Annotated in this window: 15 protein-coding genes; 12 read left to right on the forward strand and 3 right to left on the reverse strand. The window is 62.8% G+C overall.

The window, feature by feature from the left end; translation table 11 throughout:
* Positions 1-21: 21 nt before the first annotated feature.
* Entirely contained in the window at positions 22-1,065 is a 1,044-nt protein-coding gene (tssA, locus tag HV796_RS07135; protein WP_175225757.1) for a type VI secretion system protein TssA, read from the reverse strand.
* Between the two features lie 174 nt (positions 1,066-1,239).
* Positions 1,240-3,222, reverse strand: coding sequence for an APC family permease (locus tag HV796_RS07140; RefSeq protein ID WP_246355730.1), 1,983 nt, complete (start codon positions 3,220-3,222; stop codon positions 1,240-1,242).
* 288 nt (positions 3,223-3,510) lie between these two features.
* Between HV796_RS07140 and HV796_RS07145 the strand changes: the two genes are divergently transcribed.
* The 11 genes from HV796_RS07145 to HV796_RS07195 all read left to right on the forward strand — a co-directional run bounded on the left by HV796_RS07145 (position 3,511) and on the right by HV796_RS07195 (position 19,866).
* The gene (locus tag HV796_RS07145) at positions 3,511-3,873 is read left to right on the forward strand and encodes a hypothetical protein (RefSeq protein WP_175225758.1); all 363 of its coding nucleotides are present in this window, start codon (positions 3,511-3,513) and stop codon (positions 3,871-3,873) included.
* Between the two features lie 111 nt (positions 3,874-3,984).
* Positions 3,985-5,289, forward strand: a complete 1,305-nt coding sequence (locus tag HV796_RS07150; protein WP_175225759.1) for a TolC family protein — start codon at positions 3,985-3,987, stop codon at positions 5,287-5,289.
* 8 nt (positions 5,290-5,297) lie between these two features.
* Positions 5,298-6,851 (forward strand): efflux RND transporter periplasmic adaptor subunit, encoded by a 1,554-nt coding sequence (locus HV796_RS07155; RefSeq protein WP_175225760.1) that lies wholly within the window; start codon positions 5,298-5,300, stop codon positions 6,849-6,851.
* A complete protein-coding gene (locus HV796_RS07160) occupies positions 6,848-10,081 on the forward strand; it encodes an efflux RND transporter permease subunit (RefSeq protein WP_175225761.1) in 3,234 nt (1,077 codons plus the stop codon). The genes HV796_RS07155 and HV796_RS07160 overlap by 4 nt, the downstream gene beginning before the upstream one ends.
* Positions 10,078-10,431, forward strand: a complete 354-nt coding sequence (locus HV796_RS07165) for a copper-binding protein (protein WP_377693446.1) — start codon at positions 10,078-10,080, stop codon at positions 10,429-10,431. Before HV796_RS07160 ends, HV796_RS07165 begins: the two co-directional genes overlap by 4 nt.
* A 384-nt stretch (positions 10,432-10,815) precedes the next feature.
* The gene (locus HV796_RS07170) at positions 10,816-11,967 is read left to right on the forward strand and encodes a hypothetical protein (RefSeq protein WP_175225762.1); all 1,152 of its coding nucleotides are present in this window, start codon (positions 10,816-10,818) and stop codon (positions 11,965-11,967) included.
* Between the two features lie 374 nt (positions 11,968-12,341).
* Positions 12,342-12,437, forward strand: coding sequence for a K(+)-transporting ATPase subunit F (gene kdpF / locus HV796_RS07175; protein ID WP_175225763.1), 96 nt, complete (start codon positions 12,342-12,344; stop codon positions 12,435-12,437).
* A complete protein-coding gene (gene kdpA / locus HV796_RS07180) occupies positions 12,434-14,242 on the forward strand; it encodes a potassium-transporting ATPase subunit KdpA (RefSeq protein ID WP_175225764.1) in 1,809 nt (602 codons plus the stop codon). The genes kdpF and kdpA overlap by 4 nt, the downstream gene beginning before the upstream one ends.
* Before the next feature lie 85 nt (positions 14,243-14,327).
* A complete protein-coding gene (kdpB, locus tag HV796_RS07185) occupies positions 14,328-16,388 on the forward strand; it encodes a potassium-transporting ATPase subunit KdpB (protein ID WP_175225806.1) in 2,061 nt (686 codons plus the stop codon).
* 3 nt (positions 16,389-16,391) lie between these two features.
* Entirely contained in the window at positions 16,392-16,973 is a 582-nt protein-coding gene (gene kdpC / locus HV796_RS07190; protein WP_175225765.1) for a potassium-transporting ATPase subunit KdpC, read from the forward strand.
* Positions 16,974-17,052: 79 nt separating this feature from the next.
* Positions 17,053-19,866 carry a sensor histidine kinase gene (locus HV796_RS07195; RefSeq protein ID WP_175225766.1) on the forward strand — a complete coding sequence of 938 codons (2,814 nt, stop codon included), beginning with the start codon at positions 17,053-17,055 and terminating at the stop codon, positions 19,864-19,866.
* Between the two features lie 93 nt (positions 19,867-19,959).
* Here the strand turns inward: HV796_RS07195 and HV796_RS07200 are convergent, their stop codons facing one another.
* A complete protein-coding gene (locus HV796_RS07200; protein ID WP_377693442.1) occupies positions 19,960-20,925 on the reverse strand; it encodes an AraC family transcriptional regulator in 966 nt (321 codons plus the stop codon).
* Positions 20,926-21,025: 100 nt separating this feature from the next.
* Here HV796_RS07200 and HV796_RS07205 point away from each other — a divergent pair, with 100 nt between their 5' ends.
* Positions 21,026-21,859, forward strand: a complete 834-nt coding sequence (locus tag HV796_RS07205; RefSeq protein ID WP_175225767.1) for an oxidoreductase — start codon at positions 21,026-21,028, stop codon at positions 21,857-21,859.
* The last annotated feature ends 65 nt before the right edge of the window (positions 21,860-21,924 follow it).

A 21,924-nucleotide genomic window follows, 5' to 3' on the forward strand; every position in this document is an offset into this window, starting at 1 on the left:
TTCGCGGTGCAGGCTATCGCGTCATGCTTCTTCCGGCCCGGCGAGCATCTGCAATTCGGCCAGCCCGCCCGGTGCGACGTTTTTCAGCACATCGGCGAAGCTCTTGCCGACGAGGTGCCGCGCCCGCCTCAATAGAACGGGGACCGGGCTCGACGGCTCGTGGCGAGCGTAGTACTCGCAGATTTCGTCGATGCGCAACAGCACGTCGTTCGAGCCGCGAATTTTGCCGTCGTCTCGCGCGGTCTCGGCTATTTCAGGCTGTGCCGCGTGATCGGGCGCCGCTTCGTCCGCGTGTTGCGCGGCCAGTTCGGGAAATCGTCGCGCGACCTGCGCATCGACAAACTTCTTCAGTTCGTAAAGGTCGGCGATCAGGTGCGTGAGGTCCGGGCCGGCCGTGCTCAGTCGCTCGACCAGCAGCGCGTCGATGGCCCGTGCATGCTCGAGCGCCGCGGCGAGTAAAGCGGCTGTTTCGGGAAGGTGATCGTCCGGGCAATCCATGCAGCACGCTTCGAGCTCGACGAGGGTCGGCAGCGGCGCGCCGTTGGCGGCCTGCGTGACCAGCAACGCACCGTTGGCGATGCGCAGATCGCGCAGCGAAAAGCGGCCGAGCCGCGTCGACCACACGAACGGCGCGGTGCGGAAATAGCCGAGCACGCTTTGCGGGTCGCCGAGCGGCATCAGCGCATTCGAGCGGGCGGTGGGATCGTTGTCGTCGTCGGCGTCCCGTTGCGGATGCACGATGTCCCAATAGCGGTCGAGCAGGTCGCGCACGAGACCCAGACCGGCGCTCCACCCGGACAGGCCGTCGCGCCGCGTCCAGGCGGCGGTCAGATGAATGGCCACGCGCAAGTCCTTGGTGCGCGCGAAGAGGGCCTCGGCGAGGCCGGCGACCTTGTCCCAGTCGGGCTCTTCGGCGGCTTTCACGTTGTCGCCGATCGAACGCTCGGACCTCGGTGTCGCGATGCGCTCGAGTTCGGCGAATTCAGGATCGTATTCGAGGTTCGGTCCGGTCGGCGCAGCGTCGTCGACGGGGGCAAGCAGGGGGCTCAGATCGATTGGCGTCATGTCGGTCCGGCTAGCGGAAAAGTCAGGGTTGGTGAGAAGTGGGCGCGCCGGACCGGGACTCTTCACTGCCGGGTCGCCGGTCGCGTGCGAATGCGCGGAGGCAAGCTCGCGTGTCTCCCATCAATCACAACAGCGACGCCATGCAGGTTATTCCCGTGGAACGCGTTGTCGTCGTCAACCGAGCATCATCGGTAGCAGCACCATCCGTTTGCCTTGCAACCGCAGCCGCTTTTGCAGTGCCGCTGGTGTTCGATCGTGCAGCCATGCGGACAGCCAGCGAGTCCGCTTGAAGACGAGCTGGCTGGCGAAACACACGCTGTGCGGGAACGCTTCGATGGTGGCTTCAGTCAGTCGCGTTAGTCCATCCAGCCGATGCGTCGCATAGTCGATCCGGCAATCGGCTGCGAATCCCAGGCTGCGGCTCTGGGCCACATAGTACGCAAGCGATGACGACATCTGTTGTTGCAATTGCTCCAGTTGCGCGTCGTCCCAGCTTTGCGTATCCAGTTCGCCGATTGCGAGGAAAATCATGTTATCGAACCTGCGGGGAAATCTGTGAGCAATCCAAAGCAATGCATGCATGCTCGTACTGCGATGTCGGTCGACGAGCACAATCGCGGTTGACCGGGATGGGTTTGGCCGTAGCGGCGTGTCGTCATCGGCCTCGGGCGCCGCGGCGGCAAAGCGTGCGTCATCTCGTGCCAGTTGCAGCGAGGTTGCTCTGTAATGACGCCTGCAGAGCAAGCACAATGCAATCAATAGGCCGGTCACGAGCACGGTGAGCCACGCGCCTGCGGTGAGCTTTTCGACCAGCATGACGGCTAGCATGGTGGCCGTCGTCGATAAGCCGAGCAAGGCCAGCGCAAACGATCGCAACCAGCGTCCGCGGTCGCGCTGGCGCCACCAGTGGATGCACAGGCCAAGCAGCGACAGGCTGAACGTCAGGAATACATTGATGCTGTACAGCACCACGAGCGTGCTCACCTCGCCGTGCGTCCATAACACGATCGCTAAATTGGTGATGCCGATCACGATCACGCCGTTGCGTCGTACCAGCCGTGACGACAGATGGCGGAAATGACGCGGTACCCACGAATCCGCTGCCATGTTCGACAGCACCGTTGGTCCATCGAGAAACCCTGTTTGAGCACCCACGAGCAGCAGTCCCGCCTCAAAGGCAAGCACTAACGCTAGCAACGCGTCGCGTGCCAGCGACGAGCCGATCCCAAGATGATCAATGATGTTGCCGAATACCACCGCGTTGAGCGTTTGGCCGTCGACCGGCTTTACTTGCCAAAGCATGTACAGCAGCACGATGCCTCCGGCCGTGAATGCGAGGGACGTCGCCATGTGGAACATAATCCATTTGGCATTGCGCACACGCGGCTCGACGAGCATGTTGACGTTATTCGATACGGCTTCGATGCCGGTGTAGGTGCCGCCCCCCAGCGAGAACGCTCGCATCAGCAACGCCATAACCACGAGCGGGCCGACCGTATGCGACATGTCGCGCACCTCGTTCAAAGCGGCCGGTGCGACCGCCGCCAGATCGCTGCTGTGGACCGCCACGCCATACACGATCAGTACCGCGTGAAGCACGACAAAGCCAATGAAAATCGGCAGCAACGCGACGATCGACTGCTTCATGCCGCGCAGGTTGAGGCCGGTCATCAACACGATCAGCGCTAGCTGCGTGACGAGCTTGAACGGCTGCGCGGTCGGCGGTAACAGACTGAACAGGGCGTCGACCCCGCTCGCGATCGAGGTCGCGACAGTCAGCATATAGTCGACCAGCAGCGCAACGCCTGACACCGCGCCAAAGCGCGGACCGAGCAATTCGGTCGCAACGCGATAGCCGCCGCCGCCGGCTGGAAATAACTCGATGAGCTGGCTGTAACCGTACGAGATGATGAAGACGGTAGCGGCTGTCGCGACGGCGAGAAATACCGCGAGTGGCGTGTGCTGACCCAGTGCGAGAAACGCCTGCTCGGGACCATAGCAGGCAGAAGATAGTGCGTCGGCGCTGAGACCGACCAATGCGAGCAGCGGCGCAATCGCAATGGCGCGGCGCGTGCGCGGGTCGAGCGGATCGAGTGCCTTGCCGGTAATCAGGCCCCTCACTTTCTGGACGGCGATGACGACGGAGGGGGCGAACACGATTGTCGTCTTTCGACTTGGAGTATTTGAGCGACGTAGCCGGTAGCTTCACAGGATACGGCTGGCGAAATATATTCGTCATAAAATTTTGCCAAACAAAATCAAAGCGGCGTATCGAGGCTTGCGACTCGTAATAAAAAAATTTGCGCGCCCCTCGAGTGTTCCTGTTGACATTCCCATTGCGGGAATGCTTAAAGTTCATACCGGTCACTTCATCGAACTGAATGGAACGGAGTCGCCACGCGATGCGCGGCATACGGTAAAATGCGGCCGCCTGCGGCACGAATCATGAAACTTCTTCGGACCCTTCTCCTGCTGTTGCTGTGCGTGATGCTGCCGATCACTGGGCTGGCAGCGAGCGGCCTTGCCGGCGAATGTCCGATGCAGCAGTCCGTCGCCATGCAGGACGACGGCAGTAGGTCCGCTGTCATGCCGGGCTGCGATTCGACGAAGCCGGCAGCGAACGGCAAGGCCAAGGCCGGGTTCTGCAAAATGTCGGCGCAATGCCAGTTCGGCAGTCTCTACTATTCCGGCACCTTGGCCGACGTCTCCCGTCCGGCCGCGCCTTACCACCGGGTCGTTTTCCACTATTCGCAGTCGCTTTCCATCCGTGCGCCGGATGGCCTCTGGCGACCTCCGCGCGCGCTGTAACGCTCCGACCTTCCGGCACACCGCCGATGCGCGGTGACGTTTGTCCTGACACAGGACATGAGCCGCTACGCCTGCTTTCACCGGGCGTTGGCTCGACCATTCGGGGTTGACATGGTTTTCCCATTTTCGCCGTCGGGCAACCGGCGGGTCGCGTCGCGTCTCGTCGCGCTCGCGGCATTCGTCATGTCCGCCGCTCCTGCAGCGTGGGCGCAGGGCACCGGCATGACACTGGACGAAGCACTGCAGGTCGCGCAAAGCCGCGCGTCGTCCATTCAGGCGTCGGAGGCAGGCGTGCAGGCGGATTCGGCCGTCGTCGTCAAGGCGGGACAGCTGCCGAATCCGACGTTGAAGCTAAGCGTCGAAGATTTGCCGATCAACGGATCGAAGGCGTTCACGATCGGCCAGGACGACTTCACGATGCGCGGCATCGGCGTCGAACAGGAGTGGGTGTCCCCGGCCAAGCGCCGCCTGCGCACCGCGCTTGCCAACCGCACCGTCGATCAGGACCGGTCGACTTACCTGGAAAAGCTCGCGCAAGTCCGGCAGCAAACGGCCATCGCGTGGCTGAACGCGGTCTATGCGAAGAAAGCCGTTGCGCTCGACGAGGCGCTGGTCGACCACCTGAACGAGGAACTGATGGCCCGTCAGGCGTCGTACCGGGGTGCGCAGGGCAGCGCGTCGGATATCGCGCAGGCACGCGTGACGCTCGGCAACGCCCGCGACGCGCTGCTCGATGCACAACAGGACGAAAAAACCGCGTTGATCGAACTGTCACGCTGGACCGCCGCCGGCAATGTGCTCGACGTCGCAGACGAGCCGCCGCCGCTCGATTCGACGGTATCCGGCATGAGCACCGAGCAGCTCGTTCAGGTTCAACCGGCTCTCGTTGCGGCGCGTGCGGCCATTTCCGTGGCCGATGCGGCGACCGATGTCGCCCGCAGCGACAGGAACCCCAACTGGACATGGGGGCTGACTTATTTCAAGCGGGGCGGCAATTTCTCCGACTACGTGTCGTTCGGCGTGTCGATTCCGCTGCCGCTCAACCGGAAAAATGTCGAAGACCGCGACGTCGAACAGAAATCCCAGATGGGCACGCAGGCGCGGCTCAACTACGAAGACACCGAGCGCCAGGTGATGGCGGGTATCCAGAGCCTCGCGACCAGGCTGGCGAGCGGCCGCGAGCGACTCGCCAATCTGCGGCAGACCGTGCTGCCCGCTGCGGGGCAGAACGTGCAACTGGCCAATGCGGCCTATCGGTCCGGCGCCGGCACGCTCGCCGACGCTTTTGAAGCGCGGCACAGGCAGCTCGAGGCACAGCTTCAGGTGCTCAATCTCGAACGGCAGATCGCGCTGGTCTGGGCGGGACTCGAATACCAGGTGCTGCCGCCCGAACTGATCGCGGCCGCGGGCCAATGAGGACAAACATGAACAGGAAGCTGATCGTACAGGCGGTCGCGTCGGTGTTTGCCGGCGTGGCGTTGCTTGCAGCAGGCTATTTTGCCGGCGCCCATCGCACGGTGACGACCCGTGCGATGCCCGCCATGGCCTCCGCTGCGGCCACGGGCGGCAACGTTGACCCGCAAAGCGGACGGAAGGTGCTGTACTGGCACGACCCGATGGTGCCGAACCAGCATTTCGACAAGCCGGGCAAATCGCCATTCATGGACATGCAGCTACAGCCCGTCTACGCAGATGAAGGCGGCGGCAGCGCCGGCATCAAGATCGATCCGGGTTTGCAGCAGGACCTTGGCATCCGGTATGCAACCGTGCGTCGGCGCGACACGACGGAAGGATTCGATGCAGTCGGCGCCACGCAGTTCGATGAATCGCAGGCCGACGTCGTGCAATCGCGCGTCACCGGCTATATCGACCATCTGTATGCGAGCGCACCGATGCAGCGCATCGCGAAGGGCGCGCCGATCGCCTCGCTGTTTGTGCCCGACTGGCTCGCGCCGCAGGAAGAGTATCTGTCGCTCAAGCGCGGCGGGATGGACAGCGCGCTGCTGCAGGCGTCGCGGGCAAGGATGCGCGCGATGTCGATTCCCGAAGGCGTGATCGCCAGCCTCGATCGCACCGGCGTCGCGCAAACGCATTTCGTGCTGGCGTCGCCGGAAACGGGTGTCGTCAGTGAATTGAATGTGCGCGACGGCGCGATGGTGGCGCCTGGGCAGACGCTTGCGAAGGTCGCCGGTCTGTCGAAGCTGTGGCTGATCGTGGAGATTCCCGAGTCGCTCGCACTCGATGCGCGGCCTGGCATGACGGTCGATGCGACCTTTAGCGGCGATCCGACGCGGCACTTCACCGGGCGCATTCGCGAGATTCTGCCCGGCATCAGTACCACGAGCCGCACACTGCAGGCGCGGCTCGAAATCGACAATGCCGACGGCCAGCTCACACCTGGCATGCTGATGCGCGTGCGCGTGAGCGGCACGAAAGCGGTGTCGAGCCTGCTCGTACCGTCGGAGGCGGTGATCACCACGGGCAAACGCTCGGTCGTCATCGTCAGGAACAGCGATGGACGTCTGCAACCGGCCAACGTCACGATCGGCAACGACGTAGGCAACGAGACCGAAGTGCTAAGCGGTCTGAACGACGGCGATACGGTCGTCGCATCCGGCCAGTTCCTGATCGACTCGGAAGCGAGCCTGAAATCGGTGTTGCCGCGCCTGGAAGGTGCGACCGCCAGCGGCGCAGCGGCGCCGGCGGCGAATTCGGGCTCAACGGCGAGTTCGGGTGCGGCCGCCACACAGACTTACGAAACGACCGGCAAGGTCGAACAGGTCACGCCCACCGGCATGACGTTCTCGCACCAGCCGGTTCCCGCGCTGGGTTGGCCCGCGATGACGATGACCTTTAACAAGCCCGCACCGAATGCCTTTGCCGGTGTGCAGGTCGGCGATACGGTGCACTTCGTATTCAAACAGTCCGGCGATGGCTATCAACTGACGAAGGTCGAACCTGCAGGAGGCGCCAAATGATCGCGCGCATTATCCGCTGGTCTATCCAGAATCGCTTCCTTGTGCTGTTGGCAACCGTGCTGGTGGTCGCGTGGGGCGTCTATTCGGTGCGCGAAACGCCGCTCGATGCGTTGCCTGACCTGTCGGACACCCAGGTCATCATCAAGGCATCGTATCCGGGCAAGGCGCCGCAGGTCATCGAGGATCAGGTGACCTATCCGCTCACCACGACGCTGCTCGGCGTGCCGGGCGCGAAGACGATTCGCGCGTATTCGTCGTTTGGCGATGCGTTCGTCTATGTACTGTTCGACGACAAGACGGATCAGTACTGGGCCCGCTCGCGCGTGCTCGAATATCTGAATCAGGTGCAAAGCCGTCTGCCGCCGGGCGCCACCGTGTCGCTGGGCCCGGACGCGACCGGCGTGGGCTGGGTGTACGAGTACGCGCTGGTCGACCGAACCGGTCACCACGATCTCGGACAACTGCGCGCGCTCAACGACTGGTTCCTGAAGTTCGAGTTGAAGTCGGTGCCGGACGTTTCAGAAGTCGCGAGCATCGGCGGCATGGTGCGCCAGTACCAGGTCGTGCTCGACCCCGACAGGCTGCGCGCATACGGCATCACACAGCGGCAGGTGGCCGATGCGCTCGGCAAGGCCAACCAGGAGTCGGGCGGGTCGGTGATCGAAATGGCCGAGTCGGAGTACATGGTGCGCTCGTCGGGCTATCTGCATTCGCTCGACGACTTTCGCAACGTCGTGCTGCGCACCAACGATGCCGGCACGCCCGTGTTGCTCGGCGATGTCGCGCGCATCCAGATCGGCCCCGAGATGCGCCGCGGCATTGCCGAGCTGAACGGCGAGGGTGAAGTGACGGGTGGCGTGATCGTCATGCGCTCGGGCAAGAACGCGCTGACCACCATCGAAGGGGTGAAGGCCAGGCTTGCCGACCTGAAGCGGTCGCTGCCGCCAGGCGTCGAGATCGTGACGACCTACGACCGCTCGCAACTGATCGAGCGCGCCGTCGACAACCTGAAGGACAAGCTGATCGAGGAGTTCATCATCGTCGGTCTGGTCTGTGCGGTGTTCCTGTTTCATCTGCGCAGTGCGTTCGTCGCGATCCTGTCCCTGCCGATCGGCGTGCTGGCCGCTTTCATCGTGATGCGCTATCAGGGCGTGAACGCGAACCTGATGTCGCTCGGTGGCATCGCGATCGCGATCGGCGCGATGATCGATGCGGCGATCGTGATGATCGAGAACGCGCACAAGCATCTGGAAGCCTATGAGCACGATCATCCGGGCGTGCCGCTGACGAACGCGCAACGCTGGGAGGTCATCGCAACCGCGGCGGCCGAAGTCGGACCGGCGCTGTTTTTCTCGCTGCTGATCATCACCCTGTCGTTTATTCCGGTGTTTTCGCTGGAGGGGCAGGAAGGCAAGCTGTTCGCGCCGCTTGCGTTCACCAAGACCTATACGATCGCAGCCGCGGCGGCCCTGTCCGTGACGCTCGTGCCCGTGCTGATGGGATACCTGATCCGCGGGCGGATTCCGCACGAGACGGCCAATCCGCTCAATCGCGTGCTGATCCGGCTGTATAAGCCATTGCTGGAGGGGACGCTGCGGCACCCGTGGCGGGTGATCGGCATGGCCGCCGTCGCGCTCGCGCTCACCACGATTCCGGTGTCGCGTCTCGGTAGCGAGTTCATGCCGCCGCTCGATGAAGGCGATCTGCTGTACATGCCAACCGCGCTGCCCGGTATTTCGGCCGCGAAGGCTTCGGAACTGCTGCAGCAGACCGACCGCCTGATCAAGACAGTGCCGGAAGTGAAGACCGTGTTCGGCAAGTCGGGACGGGCCGACTCGGCAACCGACCCGGCGCCGCTCGAGATGTTCGAAACGACGATCCAGTTCAAGCCGCGCAGCGAGTGGCGGCCGGGCATGACGCCGGAAAAACTGGTCGACGAACTCGATCGGACCGTGAGAGTGCCCGGGCTCTCGAATGTTTGGGTGCCGCCGATCCGCAATCGTCTCGACATGCTGTCGACCGGCATCAAGACGCCCGTTGGCGTGAAGGTCTCCGGACCGGACCTGACGCAGATCGACAAGGTTGCCGCACAGGTCGAAGCGGCGGTGAAGGATGTACCGGGCGTCACGTCGGCACTCGCGGAACGTCTGAACGGCGGGCGCTACATCGATGTTGATATCGACCGGCAGGCGGCGGCGCGCTACGGGCTAGCGGTGGGTGATATTCAGGAGGTCGTATCGTCGGCGGTCGGCGGTGACAACGTGGGCGAAGTGATTGCGGGCCGCGAGCGCTTCCCGATCAATATCCGTTATCCGCGTGAAGTACGCGATTCGATCGACAAACTGCGCGGGCTTCCTGTCGTCACCGACCGGGGCGCGCAGATCACGCTCGGCGATGTTGCGCATATCGCGATCGAGGACGGACCGCCGATGATCCGCAGCGAGAATGCGCGGCTTTCCGGTTATGTCTATATCGATATCCGGAATGTCGACCTGGATTCCGCGGTGATCGCCATGCAGCGGGCGGTCGCGCAGAAGGTGACGTTGCCGCCGGGTTATTCGATCGCGTGGTCCGGGCAGTTCGAGTACCTCGAGCGTGCGGCCGCCAAACTGCGCACGGTGATTCCCGTCACGCTCGTCGTGATCTTCGTGTTGCTGTTTCTGACGTTCAACTCCGCCGCTGACGCGCTGTTGCTGATGTCGACTGTGCCGTTCGCGCTGGTCGGCGGATTCTGGCTGATCTGGATGCTGGGTCATGCCGTATCGGTGGCGACTTCGGTGGGCTTTATCGCGCTGGCGGGTGTGGCGGCGGAGTTCGGTGTGGTGATGCTGCTTTATCTGAAGGAAGCGCTGCATCGCAGGTTGAAGGCCGGCGAACCGCTCAATGAAGCCACGCTCGTCGAAGCGATCCGCGAAGGCGCGGTGCTGCGCGTGCGGCCCAAGGCAATGACGGTCGCGGTTGTGCTCGCGGGCCTGATCCCGATCATGGTCGGGCATGGCGCGGGGTCCGAGGTGATGCAGCGCATCGCCGCGCCGATGGTCGGCGGAATGATCACCGCGCCGCTTCTGTCGATGTTCGTGATTCCCGCTGCGTGGCTGCTATGGCAGCGCCGCCGTCTGCCGCGCGGCCGGGCGCGACCGAAAGCTCAAGTTGTTCCTACCGGCACGCGAGTGCCATCGTCCCCCGTCGGCACGCCTGTGCCGCGATCCCACTCTGGAGAAACGCTGTGAACAGACTAACGATTCTTTCCGCTGTTTTTATGACTGCCGCTGTCGCGAGCGGCGTCGCTTTCGCGGATGACATGTCCGGCATGAAGATGAATAGCGGGGCAATGAGCCCCGCACCCGCGTCCGGCAATGCGGCGATGACTGACGCGGTTGTCAAACACATCGATGTGTCGGACGACATGATCACACTCAAGCACGGCGCGCTTGCGAATGTCGGCATGCCCGCGATGACGATGGCGTTCAAGGCGAAGGATGTGTCGATGCTCAACGAGGTCAAGGAGGGCGACAACGTGAGGGTACGGGTTGAAAACGTGAACGGCGCGTTGACGATTGTGAAGCTGGCGAAGCGGTAAACGTCGGGTGTGGTCGTGGATGCCTGTTCGGCGGGCGTCCACGGTCCCCACTCGGTGTGTCGGCGCGACTGACGTGGTCGAATTTGACCTCAATCCCACGGGGCTATGGGCGGAAAATCACCCAGCGCGATACGCATCCGCATTAAAAAGACGCGTGAAATCAGGCATTTTCCGGGCCGTTGTGCTGGCGCGGAACTTGAATGCGCACTGGGGGCCGTGCGTGTTGGGGCGCATGTTTGACGCGCCTGTGCGACCGCGGTTGGACCTCGACCGGAGCCACGGATGAATAAGTTGAATAACAAGCGCAAGACAACGGACACCAAACCCGCTGACCCAGCGAATGACGGACGCATAGCGCGACAGGTATCGCAATAGAGGGAGCAGATGATGGATAAGAAAAGACGGCGATCGGCGTCGATTGGCAATGACGAGAAGCAGTGGGCGAGCGAGAGGAGGGAGGAGCGCAAGGCCAGCTTTACCGCCGACATGCTGCAGCGAAAGCGGCCGATTAGTCATCAAGCCGAGCAGGAATTTCTGCAAGGGCAACGCGACGCACGCGCGGACGAACTGTCCGAGATGAAAGAACGCGCAACGTCCCGTAGAAAGGTCGCAGTCCATAACATGGACCTCGCTGGCTATATGGTGCGCCGGGCAGCGGATGGTCGCAGCGTCGAAGGGAACGATCTGCTGAACCTGTTTCGCGGGCATCAGACGGTGATGGAAACCAGGCAGAAGCTCGATCGTGGCCGTGGCAATGTGACCACCGACATCAGCAGTACACGGCATCTTTCGACCCGCTTCATGAAGGCAGGGCGGGCGCTCGATACGCATCTGCAAGGCAAATACAGTGAGGATTGGCGTATCAGCGGGGCATCGACGGCCGAATTCGTTCGAGCCGGCAATTGCCAGGAACATGCCGACGTCTCCACGCACGGGCATGCCCAGCGGCTCACGTCGAACCAGACGGTTCACACGCGCAGTCTGAAGGACCCGGGCGACCATGTCTGGTCCGAAGTCCGCGGAAAAGACGGGAAGGTGCGTCATAACGACGTCATCGTCGATGCGTGGGCCTACGGCCCTGCCGTATTGCGCGAAGACGCATACTTCGCAAAGGATCACACCGGATCGACAACGCAATATAGCTACAACAAACGGGAGGTAATGAAGGCGGCTGAACGGGTCTCGTCGCTCAACCAGGCTCTTGCAAAGGCACCGTGGGCGGATCGTTTCGTGGAAAAGCGCGTCGATAAGCTCAATAAAGAGAACTATAAGGCCGGTGGTACATTCGGCCCTACCTCCGTATTGCACGAACGCTTCATGCAACGTACTGACCGACTCATGAAGAAGCCTGTTGATCTGAATAAGGTTCTTTCGAATACAAGCCTGGAACAAGTCGGCGGTATCGATACCAGGCGCACCCTACGTAACGAGATTTGGTCCGTCGGCGTGGCCCGGAAACTTGGCAGCAACATCCGTCAGGCGATCAGGCAGGTGCCCGATATCTTCAAGGCAGCGAAGAAGCTTCCCAAGAACTGATCTTCCTCATCTTGCATCCATCAACCTGATGGTTGCGCTCGAAGACCGTAGCGGCCTGTCGAGGTCAATCGCCTGTTGAAAGTCGGCTTACATCCGCGGGATGCGTGGCCCCGACCAGGCATGACGTCGGCGCGCCGGCCACACCGCTCGATAAACGCTTGAGTTGCCAGCATTTTTACACATTTTTTATCTTTGCTCGCCTAGTTTTGTTTTGACCTTAACCGGTCCCCGCAGTTGCCCCGTTCTTTCTGAAAGGCAGGGAGAGCAGAGATGGATTTCGTCTACATCATCGGCGTCGCGGCGTTCTATGGGCTTATCGTGGCCCTGGTTCTGGGTTGCGAAAGGCTTCATAAGCGCGTCGCCGGAGGCAGGCCATGAATGCATGGATGCTATGGCTGGCCGGCGCCGCCACGCTGCTGCTGTTCATTTACCTCGTGTACGCGCTGCTGCGCGCGGAGGATCTCGAATGAACGCCAATGACCTGCTTCACCTCGTTATCTTCATCGTCGTCCTGATCGCGCTGGCGATTCCCCTTGGCTTATATATGACCGCCGTCTTCGATGGCTCGTCGGCCGTCGTCAAAAGGATTGGGCGGCCGTTCGAACATCTGCTGTACAAACTCTCCGGTGTCGACCCCGATGCCGAGATGTCATGGAAGCAGTATGTGTTCGCGGTCCTGATCTTCAACACGCTAGGCACGTTGGCGGTGTACGGTGTGCTGCGCCTGCAACAGTGGTTGCCTGCCAATCCGCAGAGCTTTGGTCCGATGACCCCGGATGCTGCATTTAATACCGCAGTAAGCTTCGTGACCAACACGAACTGGCAAAATTACTCAGGTGAGCAGACGGTGAGCTATCTGTCGCAGATGATCGCGTTCACCGTGCAGAACTTCCTGTCCGCCGCAACCGGAATTGCCGTGGTCATCGCGTTCATCCGCGGTTTCGTTCGCCACACGGCAAACACGATCGGCAATTTCTGGGTTGACCTGACGCGCAGCGTGCTCTACATCCTGATGCCGATCTCGTTTGTGATCGCGCTCGTGCTGGTCGGCCAGGGGGCGATCCAGAATTTCAAGGCGTACGTGGAGATTCCTACCGTTCAGGTCACGACGTATCAGGTGCCGAAAACCGATGCCCAGGGCAATCCGGTCAAGGACGAAAAAGGCGATCCGGTCATGCAGGACGTGAAGGCGGACAAGCAGACAATCGCGATGGGTCCGGTCGCATCGCAGGAAGCGATCAAAATGCTTGGCACCAACGGCGGTGGCTTCTTCAATGCGAACTCCGCGCATCCGTTTGAAAATCCGACACCGCTGACAAACTTCATTCAGATGGTGGCGATGCTCGTGATCGGCGCGGCGTTGTGCATCGTCTTCGGCAGGATGGTCGGCGACACGCGGCAGGGCTATGCGGTGCTGGCGGCGATGACCATCGCGTTCGCGCTAGCCTGTGTCGGCGCGATATCGGCGGAACAGGCGGGCAACCCGTTGTTCACTTCGTTGCATGTCGACCAGAGCGCGTCCGCGCTGCAGGCTGGCGGCAATATGGAGGGTAAGGAGACGCGCTTCGGCATTGCGGATTCGAGTATTTTCACGGTCGCGACCACGTCGGCATCCTGCGGCGCCGTCAACAACGCGCATGACTCGTTGACACCGATGGGCGGCTTCGTGCCGCTACTGATGATGCAACTCGGCGAGGTGGTGTTCGGCGGTGTCGGGTCGGGTCTCTACGGCATGCTCGTGTTCGCGTTGCTAGCGGTGTTCATCGCCGGTCTGATGATTGGGCGCACGCCCGAGTACATCGGCAAGAAGATCGAATCGTACGACATGAAGATGGTGGCGATCGCGGTGCTCGTCATGCCGCTGCTGGTGCTGGTCGGCACGTCGATCGGCGTGTTGTCGCCGCTTGGCACAGCAGGTATTGCCAACCCGGGCACGCATGGGTTCTCGGAGATTCTCTACGCGTTCACATCGGCCACGAACAACAACGGCAGCGCGTTCGCCGGGCTCTCCGTCAATACACCGTTCTACAACGTGTTGCTGGCGATTGCGATGTGGTTTGGACGGTTCGTCCCGGTGGTCGCGGTGCTGGCGATCGCCGGGTCGCTCGCGGCCAAGAAACGCATCGCGCCGACCGAGGGCACGCTGCCGACGCACGGCCCGCTGTTCGTTGTGCTGCTGCTTGGCGCGGTATTGCTGATCGGCGCGCTCACCTTCGTGCCGGCGCTTGCACTGGGCCCGGTCGCCGAGCAGCTGTCGATGATCGCCGCGCACTGATGTCGAGGAAAGCATGACCACCACCAGCCCACCGCCGGTTCATCGTCCCGACAATCTCGGCCAGGCACGCACCGCGGCGCGCTCGATGTTCGACCCGGCGCTCGTCAAACCCGCGATCGTCGATTCGTTCAGGAAGCTCACGCCGCGCACGCAGTTGCGCAACCCGGTGATGTTCTGCGTATACGTCGGCAGCATCCTGACGACGATCCTGTGGATCGCCGCGCTCGCCGGTCAGGCCGAAGCGCCGGCCAGCTTCATTCTGTCGATCGCGCTGTGGCTGTGGTTTACGGTGCTGTTCGCGAACTTCGCGGAGGCGCTCGCCGAAGGCCGTTCGAAGGCCCAGGCCGCGTCGCTGCGCAGTGCGAAGCACAACGTGATGGCGAAAAAGCTCAACGAGCCGCATCCGAAAGCGGCGGTGCGTTTAACGACGTCGACCGATCTGCGCAAGGGCGATGTCGTGCTGGTCGAGACCGGCGACACGATTCCCGCTGATGGCGAAGTGATCGAAGGCGTCGCATCGGTCGACGAATCGGCGATCACCGGCGAATCGGCGCCGGTGATCCGCGAGTCGGGTGGCGACTTTTCATCGGTGACGGGCGGCACGCGCGTGCTGTCGGACTGGATCGTCGTGCGTGTGTCCGTCAATCCCGGGGAGGCGTTCCTCGACCGGATGATCGCGATGGTGGAAGGCGCGAAACGCCAGAAGACGCCGAACGAAATCGCGCTGACCATCCTGCTGGTTGCGTTGACGCTGGTGCTGCTATTCGCGACGGCGACCCTGCTGCCGTTTTCGATCTTCTCGGTCGAAGCGGTGAAAGCGGGCCACGTGGTGACGATTACCGCGCTTGTCGCGCTGCTGGTTTGCCTGATTCCGACGACGATCGGCGGTTTGCTCTCCGCGATCGGCGTCGCGGGGATGAGCCGCATGATGCAGGCGAACGTGATCGCCACCTCGGGCCGCGCGGTCGAAGCGGCCGGCGATGTCGACGTGCTGCTGCTCGACAAGACCGGCACGATCACGCTCGGTAACCGCCAGGCATCGGCGTTCGTGCCGGCGCCCGGCGTTTCCGAACACGATCTCGCCGATGCCGCGCAGCTCGCGTCGCTCGCCGACGAAACACCGGAAGGGCGCAGCATCGTGGTGCTCGCGAAGCAGCGCTTCAATATCCGCGAGCGCGATATGGGCACGTTGCACGCGACCTTCCTCGCGTTCAGCGCGCAGACGCGTATGAGCGGCGTCGACCTGCAGAGCCGGGAAATTCGCAAAGGCGCGTCGGACGCCCTGAAGGCGTACGTCGAAGCGCATGGCGGCCGTTACCCGGCGGACGTCAACAACGCGGTTACCGACATCGCGCGGCGCGGCAGCACGCCGCTGGTGGTTGCCGAGAAGGCGGGCGGCGAGCCGGCGCGTGTGCTGGGCGTGATCGAACTGAAGGATATCGTGAAGGGCGGCATCAAGGAGCGTTTTGCCGAACTGCGCAAGATGGGCATCAAGACCGTGATGGTGACCGGTGACAACCGGCTGACCGCCGCGGCGATCGCCGCCGAAGCGGGGGTCGACGACTTTCTCGCGGAAGCGACGCCGGAAGCGAAGCTCGCGACGATCCGCTCGCATCAGGCAAAAGGGCGTCTGGTCGCGATGACGGGTGACGGCACCAACGACGCTCCGGCACTCGCGCAGGCCGACGTGGCGGTGGCGATGAACACGGGCACGCAGGCCGCGAAGGAAGCGGGCAACATGGTCGACCTGGACTCGAACCCGACCAAGCTGATCGAGATTGTCGAGATCGGCAAGCAGATGCTGATGACACGCGGTTCGCTGACCACGTTCTCGATTGCCAACGATGTCGCGAAGTACTTCGCGATTATCCCGGCCGCGTTCGCGTCGACGTATCCGCAACTGCGCGTGCTCGACGTAATGCACCTCGCGTCGCCGGCCTCGGCGATCCTGTCGGCGGTGATCTTCAATGCGCTGATCATCGTGTTCCTGATTCCGCTTGCGCTCAAGGGCGTCAAGTATCGTGCGCTCGGCGCCGCGTCGCTGTTGCGTCGCAACCTGCTGATTTACGGCCTCGGCGGCATCATTCTGCCGTTTCCGTTCATCAAGCTGATCGATATCGTGATTGCCGCTTTCGGATGGGTCTGAGCCATGAAATTCTATCTGCGCCCCGCGCTTATCCTGCTAGTGCTGCTTACGGTGCTCACCGGCGTCGTTTATCCGCTCATCGTGACCGCGGTCGCGCAGGCCGCCTTTCCGGGTCAGGCGAACGGCAGCCTGCTCGAGAAGAACGGCAAAGCGGTCGGCTCCGCGCTGATCGGCCAGCAATTCGATGCCCCGCGATACTTCTGGGGCCGGCTGTCCGCGACGACGCCGAACCCGTACAACGCGCAGGGCTCCACCGGCTCGAATCTCGGGCCGACGAATCCCGCGCTGGCGGACGAAGTGAAGGGGCGCATCGCGGCGCTGCGTGGTGCCGATCCGTCGAATCAGATGCCGATACCGGTGGACCTCGTCACCTCGTCCGGCAGCGGGCTCGATCCCGACATCAGTCCCGCCGCGGCTGCATGGCAGACCGCGCGCGTGGCGCGCGCGCGCGGCTTGACGCTCGACGCGGTCAATGGGCTGATTGCGCAACACACATCGGGACGGCAGCTTGGCGTATTCGGCGAGCGGCGCGTCAATGTGTTGCAACTGAACCTTGCGCTAGACGAAGTCAAACCGATGCAATGATCGTGTATGGCCGCGGCATCGCCGGTGACAGCCTGACATCGGCGTTGCGGGCCGTGTCGTTTCAGCAGGAGAGTGCGCTGTGGAGCGTCCCGATCCGGACGAACTGCTCGACCGAATCCAGCGCGACGAACAAAAGAGTCAGCGCGGCCGGCTGAAGATCTTTTTTGGTGCGTCGGCGGGGGTCGGCAAGACGTACGCGATGCTGCAGGCGGCACGCCGCCGACGCGACGACGGCGCCGACGTGGTGATAGGCAGCATCGATACGCACGGCCGCAAGGAAACGCTCGCGTTGAGCGACGCGCTCGAGACGATTGCGCCGGCGCGGCATGCATATAAGGGGCGCCTGCTCGCCGAGTTCGATCTCGATGCGGCGCTCGTGCGCAAACCGCAACTGATCCTCGTCGACGAGCTCGCCCATTCGAACGTGCAAGGCACGCGGCACCCGAAGCGCTGGCAGGACGTCATGGAACTGCTGGATGCCGGCATCGATGTGTACACAACGGTCAATGTCCAGCACCTCGAAAGCCTGAACGATGTGGTCGGGCAGATCACCGGCATCCGCGTGTGGGAATCCGTGCCGGACCGCGTGTTCGATCGGGCAGACGAAGTGACGCTGGTCGACCTGCCTCCCGAAGAGCTGCTGGACCGTTTGCGTGAAGGCAAGGTCTATCTGCCGCAGCAGGCCGAGCGCGCGGTGCGCAACTTCTTTCGCAAGGGCAACCTGATCGCGCTGCGCGAGCTCGCGTTGCGCCGCACGGCCGATCGCGTCGATGCGCAAATGCGCGAGTATCGTGCGGATCAGTCGATCGAGCGGATCTGGCATGCGCGCGAACGTATCATCGTTTGCGTGGGCTGCGCGGCGGAGAGCGGCGCGCTGGTGCGCGCGGCCGGTCGGCTCGCGGCGAGCCTGAAGGCCGACTGGCTGGCCGTCTATGTGGAGACGCCTGAAGCGCAGCGGCTGCCTGAGGCGATGCGTGCGCGAACCTTCGATGCGCTCAAGCTGGCCGCGGATCTGGGCGCGGAAACGGTCACGCTGCAAGGCGCAGATGCGCCGCAAACGCTGGTCGCCTATGCGCGCATGCGCAATGTGTCGAAGCTCGTCGCGGGCGGCGGCGTGGCGCCGGGCTGGCGCAGGTGGATCGGACCATCCACGACCGAACGCCTGATCCACGCGGCCCGCGATATCGACGTGACGCTGATCAGCGCGGGCGAACTGCGCGGGGCCGCGCGGCGTCGCGATAGCGTCGTGAGTTTTGCGGCGCCGGGCGAGGACGAGCGCCGTTCGACGGTCGTTTCGTATGCCTACGCGGTTGCGATCAGTGTGGTGACGACCGCCATTGCGAGCTTGCTGGTGGACTATATCGCGCTCGCGAACCTCATCATGCTGTATCTGCTCGGCGCGATTTTCGCGGCGTTGCGGCTGGGCCGCGGGCCGGGCGTGCTGTGTTCGTTTCTCGGCGTGGCGGCCTTCGATTTCTTCTTCGTGCCGCCGCGCTTCTCGTTCTCCGTGTCGGATACGCAATATCTGCTGACCTTCGCGGTGATGCTGGTGACATCGCTGACGATCAGTCATTTGACGTCGAGCTTGAGGCGGCAAGCTCATACGGCGATCGTGCGCGAGCGTCGCACGAGCGCGATGTTCGCGATGACGCGCGAACTCGGTACGGCGCTTGCAACGGATCAGATCATCGAAATCAGCACGCGGCATGTCGCCGAAGTCTTTCAGGCCCGTGCGGCGATCCTGCTGCCCGACAGTGGCGAGAAAATGAGGCAGAAGATCGATAACCCGAATCCGGCTGTCGTGCTGACCAAAACGGAACTTGATCTCGACATTGCGCAGTGGGTCTATGATCGGCAGCAGCCGGCGGGCCATGGGACCAATACGTTGCCCGCGGCAGCGGCGCTTTACCTGCCGCTGCGCGCACCGATGCGCACGCGCGGCGTGCTCGCGTTGCTGTCGCCGCATAGGGGCGAATTAGCGGTGCCTGAGCAGCGCCGCATGCTCGAGACGTTTGCCGCGCAGATCGCGCTTGCGCTCGAACGCGTTCACTACGTCGAAATCGCGCAGGATGCGCTCGTCAGCATGGAATCCGAGCGTTTGCGCAATGCGCTGCTGTCCGCGATCTCGCACGATTTGCGGACGCCGCTCACCGCTATCGTCGGCTTTGCGTCGATCCTCGCCGAGCACGACTGGGGCGGCAGTGAAAGCGCGCGGGGCACACAGGAACTCGCCGGGGGGATTCATGACGAGGCGCTGAGAATGACCCGCACCATGACGAATCTGCTCGACATGGCGCGTCTGCAGGACGGGAGCATGAGACTCAATCGCCAGTGGTCGTCGCTCGAGGAGGTGATCGGTTCGGCGCTGGCGGCATCGCGCCCGTTGCTCGCGGGGCGCAAAGTCGTGGCGCACGTGCCGCCTGATCTGCCGCTGGTCCGGCTCGACGCCGTGCTGGTGGAACGCCTGCTGGAAAATCTCGTCGAAAACGTCGCGACGTACACGCCGGCGGGTTCGCCGCTGACAATCGATGCGATGACGGTGGTGGAGGATAGCCGACGGTACGTGAAGGTGAACGTTGAAGACCGCGGGCCGGGTTTGCCGGCTGGCATGGAATCGCGGCTATTCGACAAGTTTACCCGCGGAGAGCGGCAGTCGACGCAGCCGGGGATGGGTTTGGGCCTGGCGATCTGCCGGGCGATCGTCGATGCGCATGAAGGAAAGATCGGCGCGTCCAGCCGTGTCGGAACGGATGGACGCAAGCTGGGCGCCTGCTTCTGGTTTATCCTGCCGGCCGACGAAACGCCACCGACTGAAATCGAGCTGGAGGCAATGGACGCGGATCGCGTGGATCCATCTCCCGACTTGTCCGGCGGCGCGGAGCATCACGAGTGACCGCGACGACGCGGTACGAGTGACGGGACGCGCGGCAGTCTTCACGACTGCCGCGCTCGCTGGTCACGGATGCGGTTGCGGAACGCGTCAAACTCAATGCGACGAAACATAACCGGCGTCAGTGAATGCGGGTGGCATCGCGAAGCGCTCACGCATACGCCTCGTCTCCGCGGCCGGCGTCAAACCAAACAGACGCTTGAACTCCCTGCTGAACTGGGACGGGCTCGTGTAACCCACCGCGTGGGCCGCCGCTTCCGCGCTCAGGTACTCGCGCAGCATCAACAGGCGCGCCTGATGCAGACGCGTCGACTTCACATATTGCATCGGCGACACCTGCGTGATTGTCTTGAAGTGGCTGTGGAAACTCGGAATGCTCATACCCGCCTGCTCCGCCAGTTGCGTTACGTCGAGGCGCTGCGCATAGCTTGCGTGAATCAGGCGAAGTGATCGACCTATCCGGCCGAACTGTCCTCGCATCGCCAAAGCCTCGCGCATCGAGCTCCCCTGAGCGCCGGTGAGCACACGAAAATACAGTTCACGCAGCAGGCCGGGGCCCAACACGGCCGCTTCGAGCGGCCGATGCATCGCCTCGAGGAAACGCAAGACGGACGCCTGCATCGTGTCGTCCATTGGTGTCGACATCATGCTCTGAGGCGCTTGCACACGCTCCGTTACGCCTGCGCGGTCGATCTGCTCGGCCAGCTCGGCGGCCACGGTGAAATCGAGGTGAAGGTACAGCGCGAGCAACGGACGCTCCGGCGTGGCGTCAGTCTCCATGCTGAACGGCACGGGCACGGACACGGCCAGGTAGTGACGCTCGTCATACAGATAAAGCTGGTCGCCGAAATAACCGCGTTTGCGGCCCTGGCAAACGATCACGATGCCGGGGTCGTATAGAACCGGTGTGCGGGACAGCGCACGGTTCGAACGCAGGATGCGCACGCTCGGCAGTGCGGTCAGGTTGTAGCCCTCGTCAGGCGCCAACGCGTGCAGCAGCGCAACCATGCGTGGCTGGCTGCGCGAGGATAGATCCGGATGCTGCATCAAAATGCGCTTCATGCTCATAGTTTTAGGCAATAAAATCCGCGTAATGTGGCTTATTGTGCCGTGCTGGTCAGACTAGTATGCACTCTCCAATCGACATCCAGGAGAAGCTTCAATGGCATCCCGCAAAACACTGCTCATCACTGGTGTTAGCAGCGGCTTTGGTCGCGCGCTCGCTCAGGAAGCGCTGGCGGTGGGTCACCAGGTTATCGGCACGGTGAGAAGTGCGCAGGCAAAGCGTGAGTTTGAGTCGCTGTCCACGCAGCGTGCGTCGGGACGTGTACTCGACGTGACCGACTTCGACGCGATCGACGGAGTCGTGGCGGAAATCGAGTCGAACGTGGGCTCCATCGATGTGCTGGTCAACAATGCCGGCTATGGACACGAGGGCATCATGGAAGAATCGCCGCTGTCGGCGATGCGCCAGCAGTTCGATGTGAATGTATTCGGTGCGGTCGCGATGATGAAGGCTGTGCTGCCGTTTATGCGTGAACGCCGCCGCGGCCACATTCTGAATATCACGTCGATGGGCGGTTACATCACCATGCCGGGAATCACCTATTACTGCGGCAGCAAATTCGCGCTGGAGGGCATCTCCGAGGCGCTCGGCAAAGAGGTCAAGCCGTTTGGCATTGCCGTGACAGCGGTGGCGCCAGGCTCGTTTCGCACGGATTGGGCAGGCCGTTCGATGACGCGCACGCCCCGCTCGATTTCGGATTACGACGATCTCTTCGATCCCATCCGTAAAGCCCGTGACGAGAAAAGCGGCAAGCAATTGGGAGACCCGAGGAAAGCAGCGCGCGCGATGCTGGCCGCCATCGCTGCGGTTCACCCGCCCGCGCATCTGTTGCTGGGTAGCGATGCGCTCGGGCTCGTGCGAGACAAATGGTCGGCATTGAACGATGAAATCGGTGCGTGGGAGGCGACGACCGTCTCGACGGACGGCTGAAGCCCACTACGACGGGGAATCGGTCAAGAACCGTATCCCGCACCGTGAGGCCCGAACTAAAAAGC

Origin of the sequence: Paraburkholderia humisilvae (assembly GCF_902859855.1) — a bacterium.
Taxonomy (GTDB): Bacteria; Pseudomonadota; Gammaproteobacteria; order Burkholderiales; family Burkholderiaceae; genus Paraburkholderia; species Paraburkholderia humisilvae.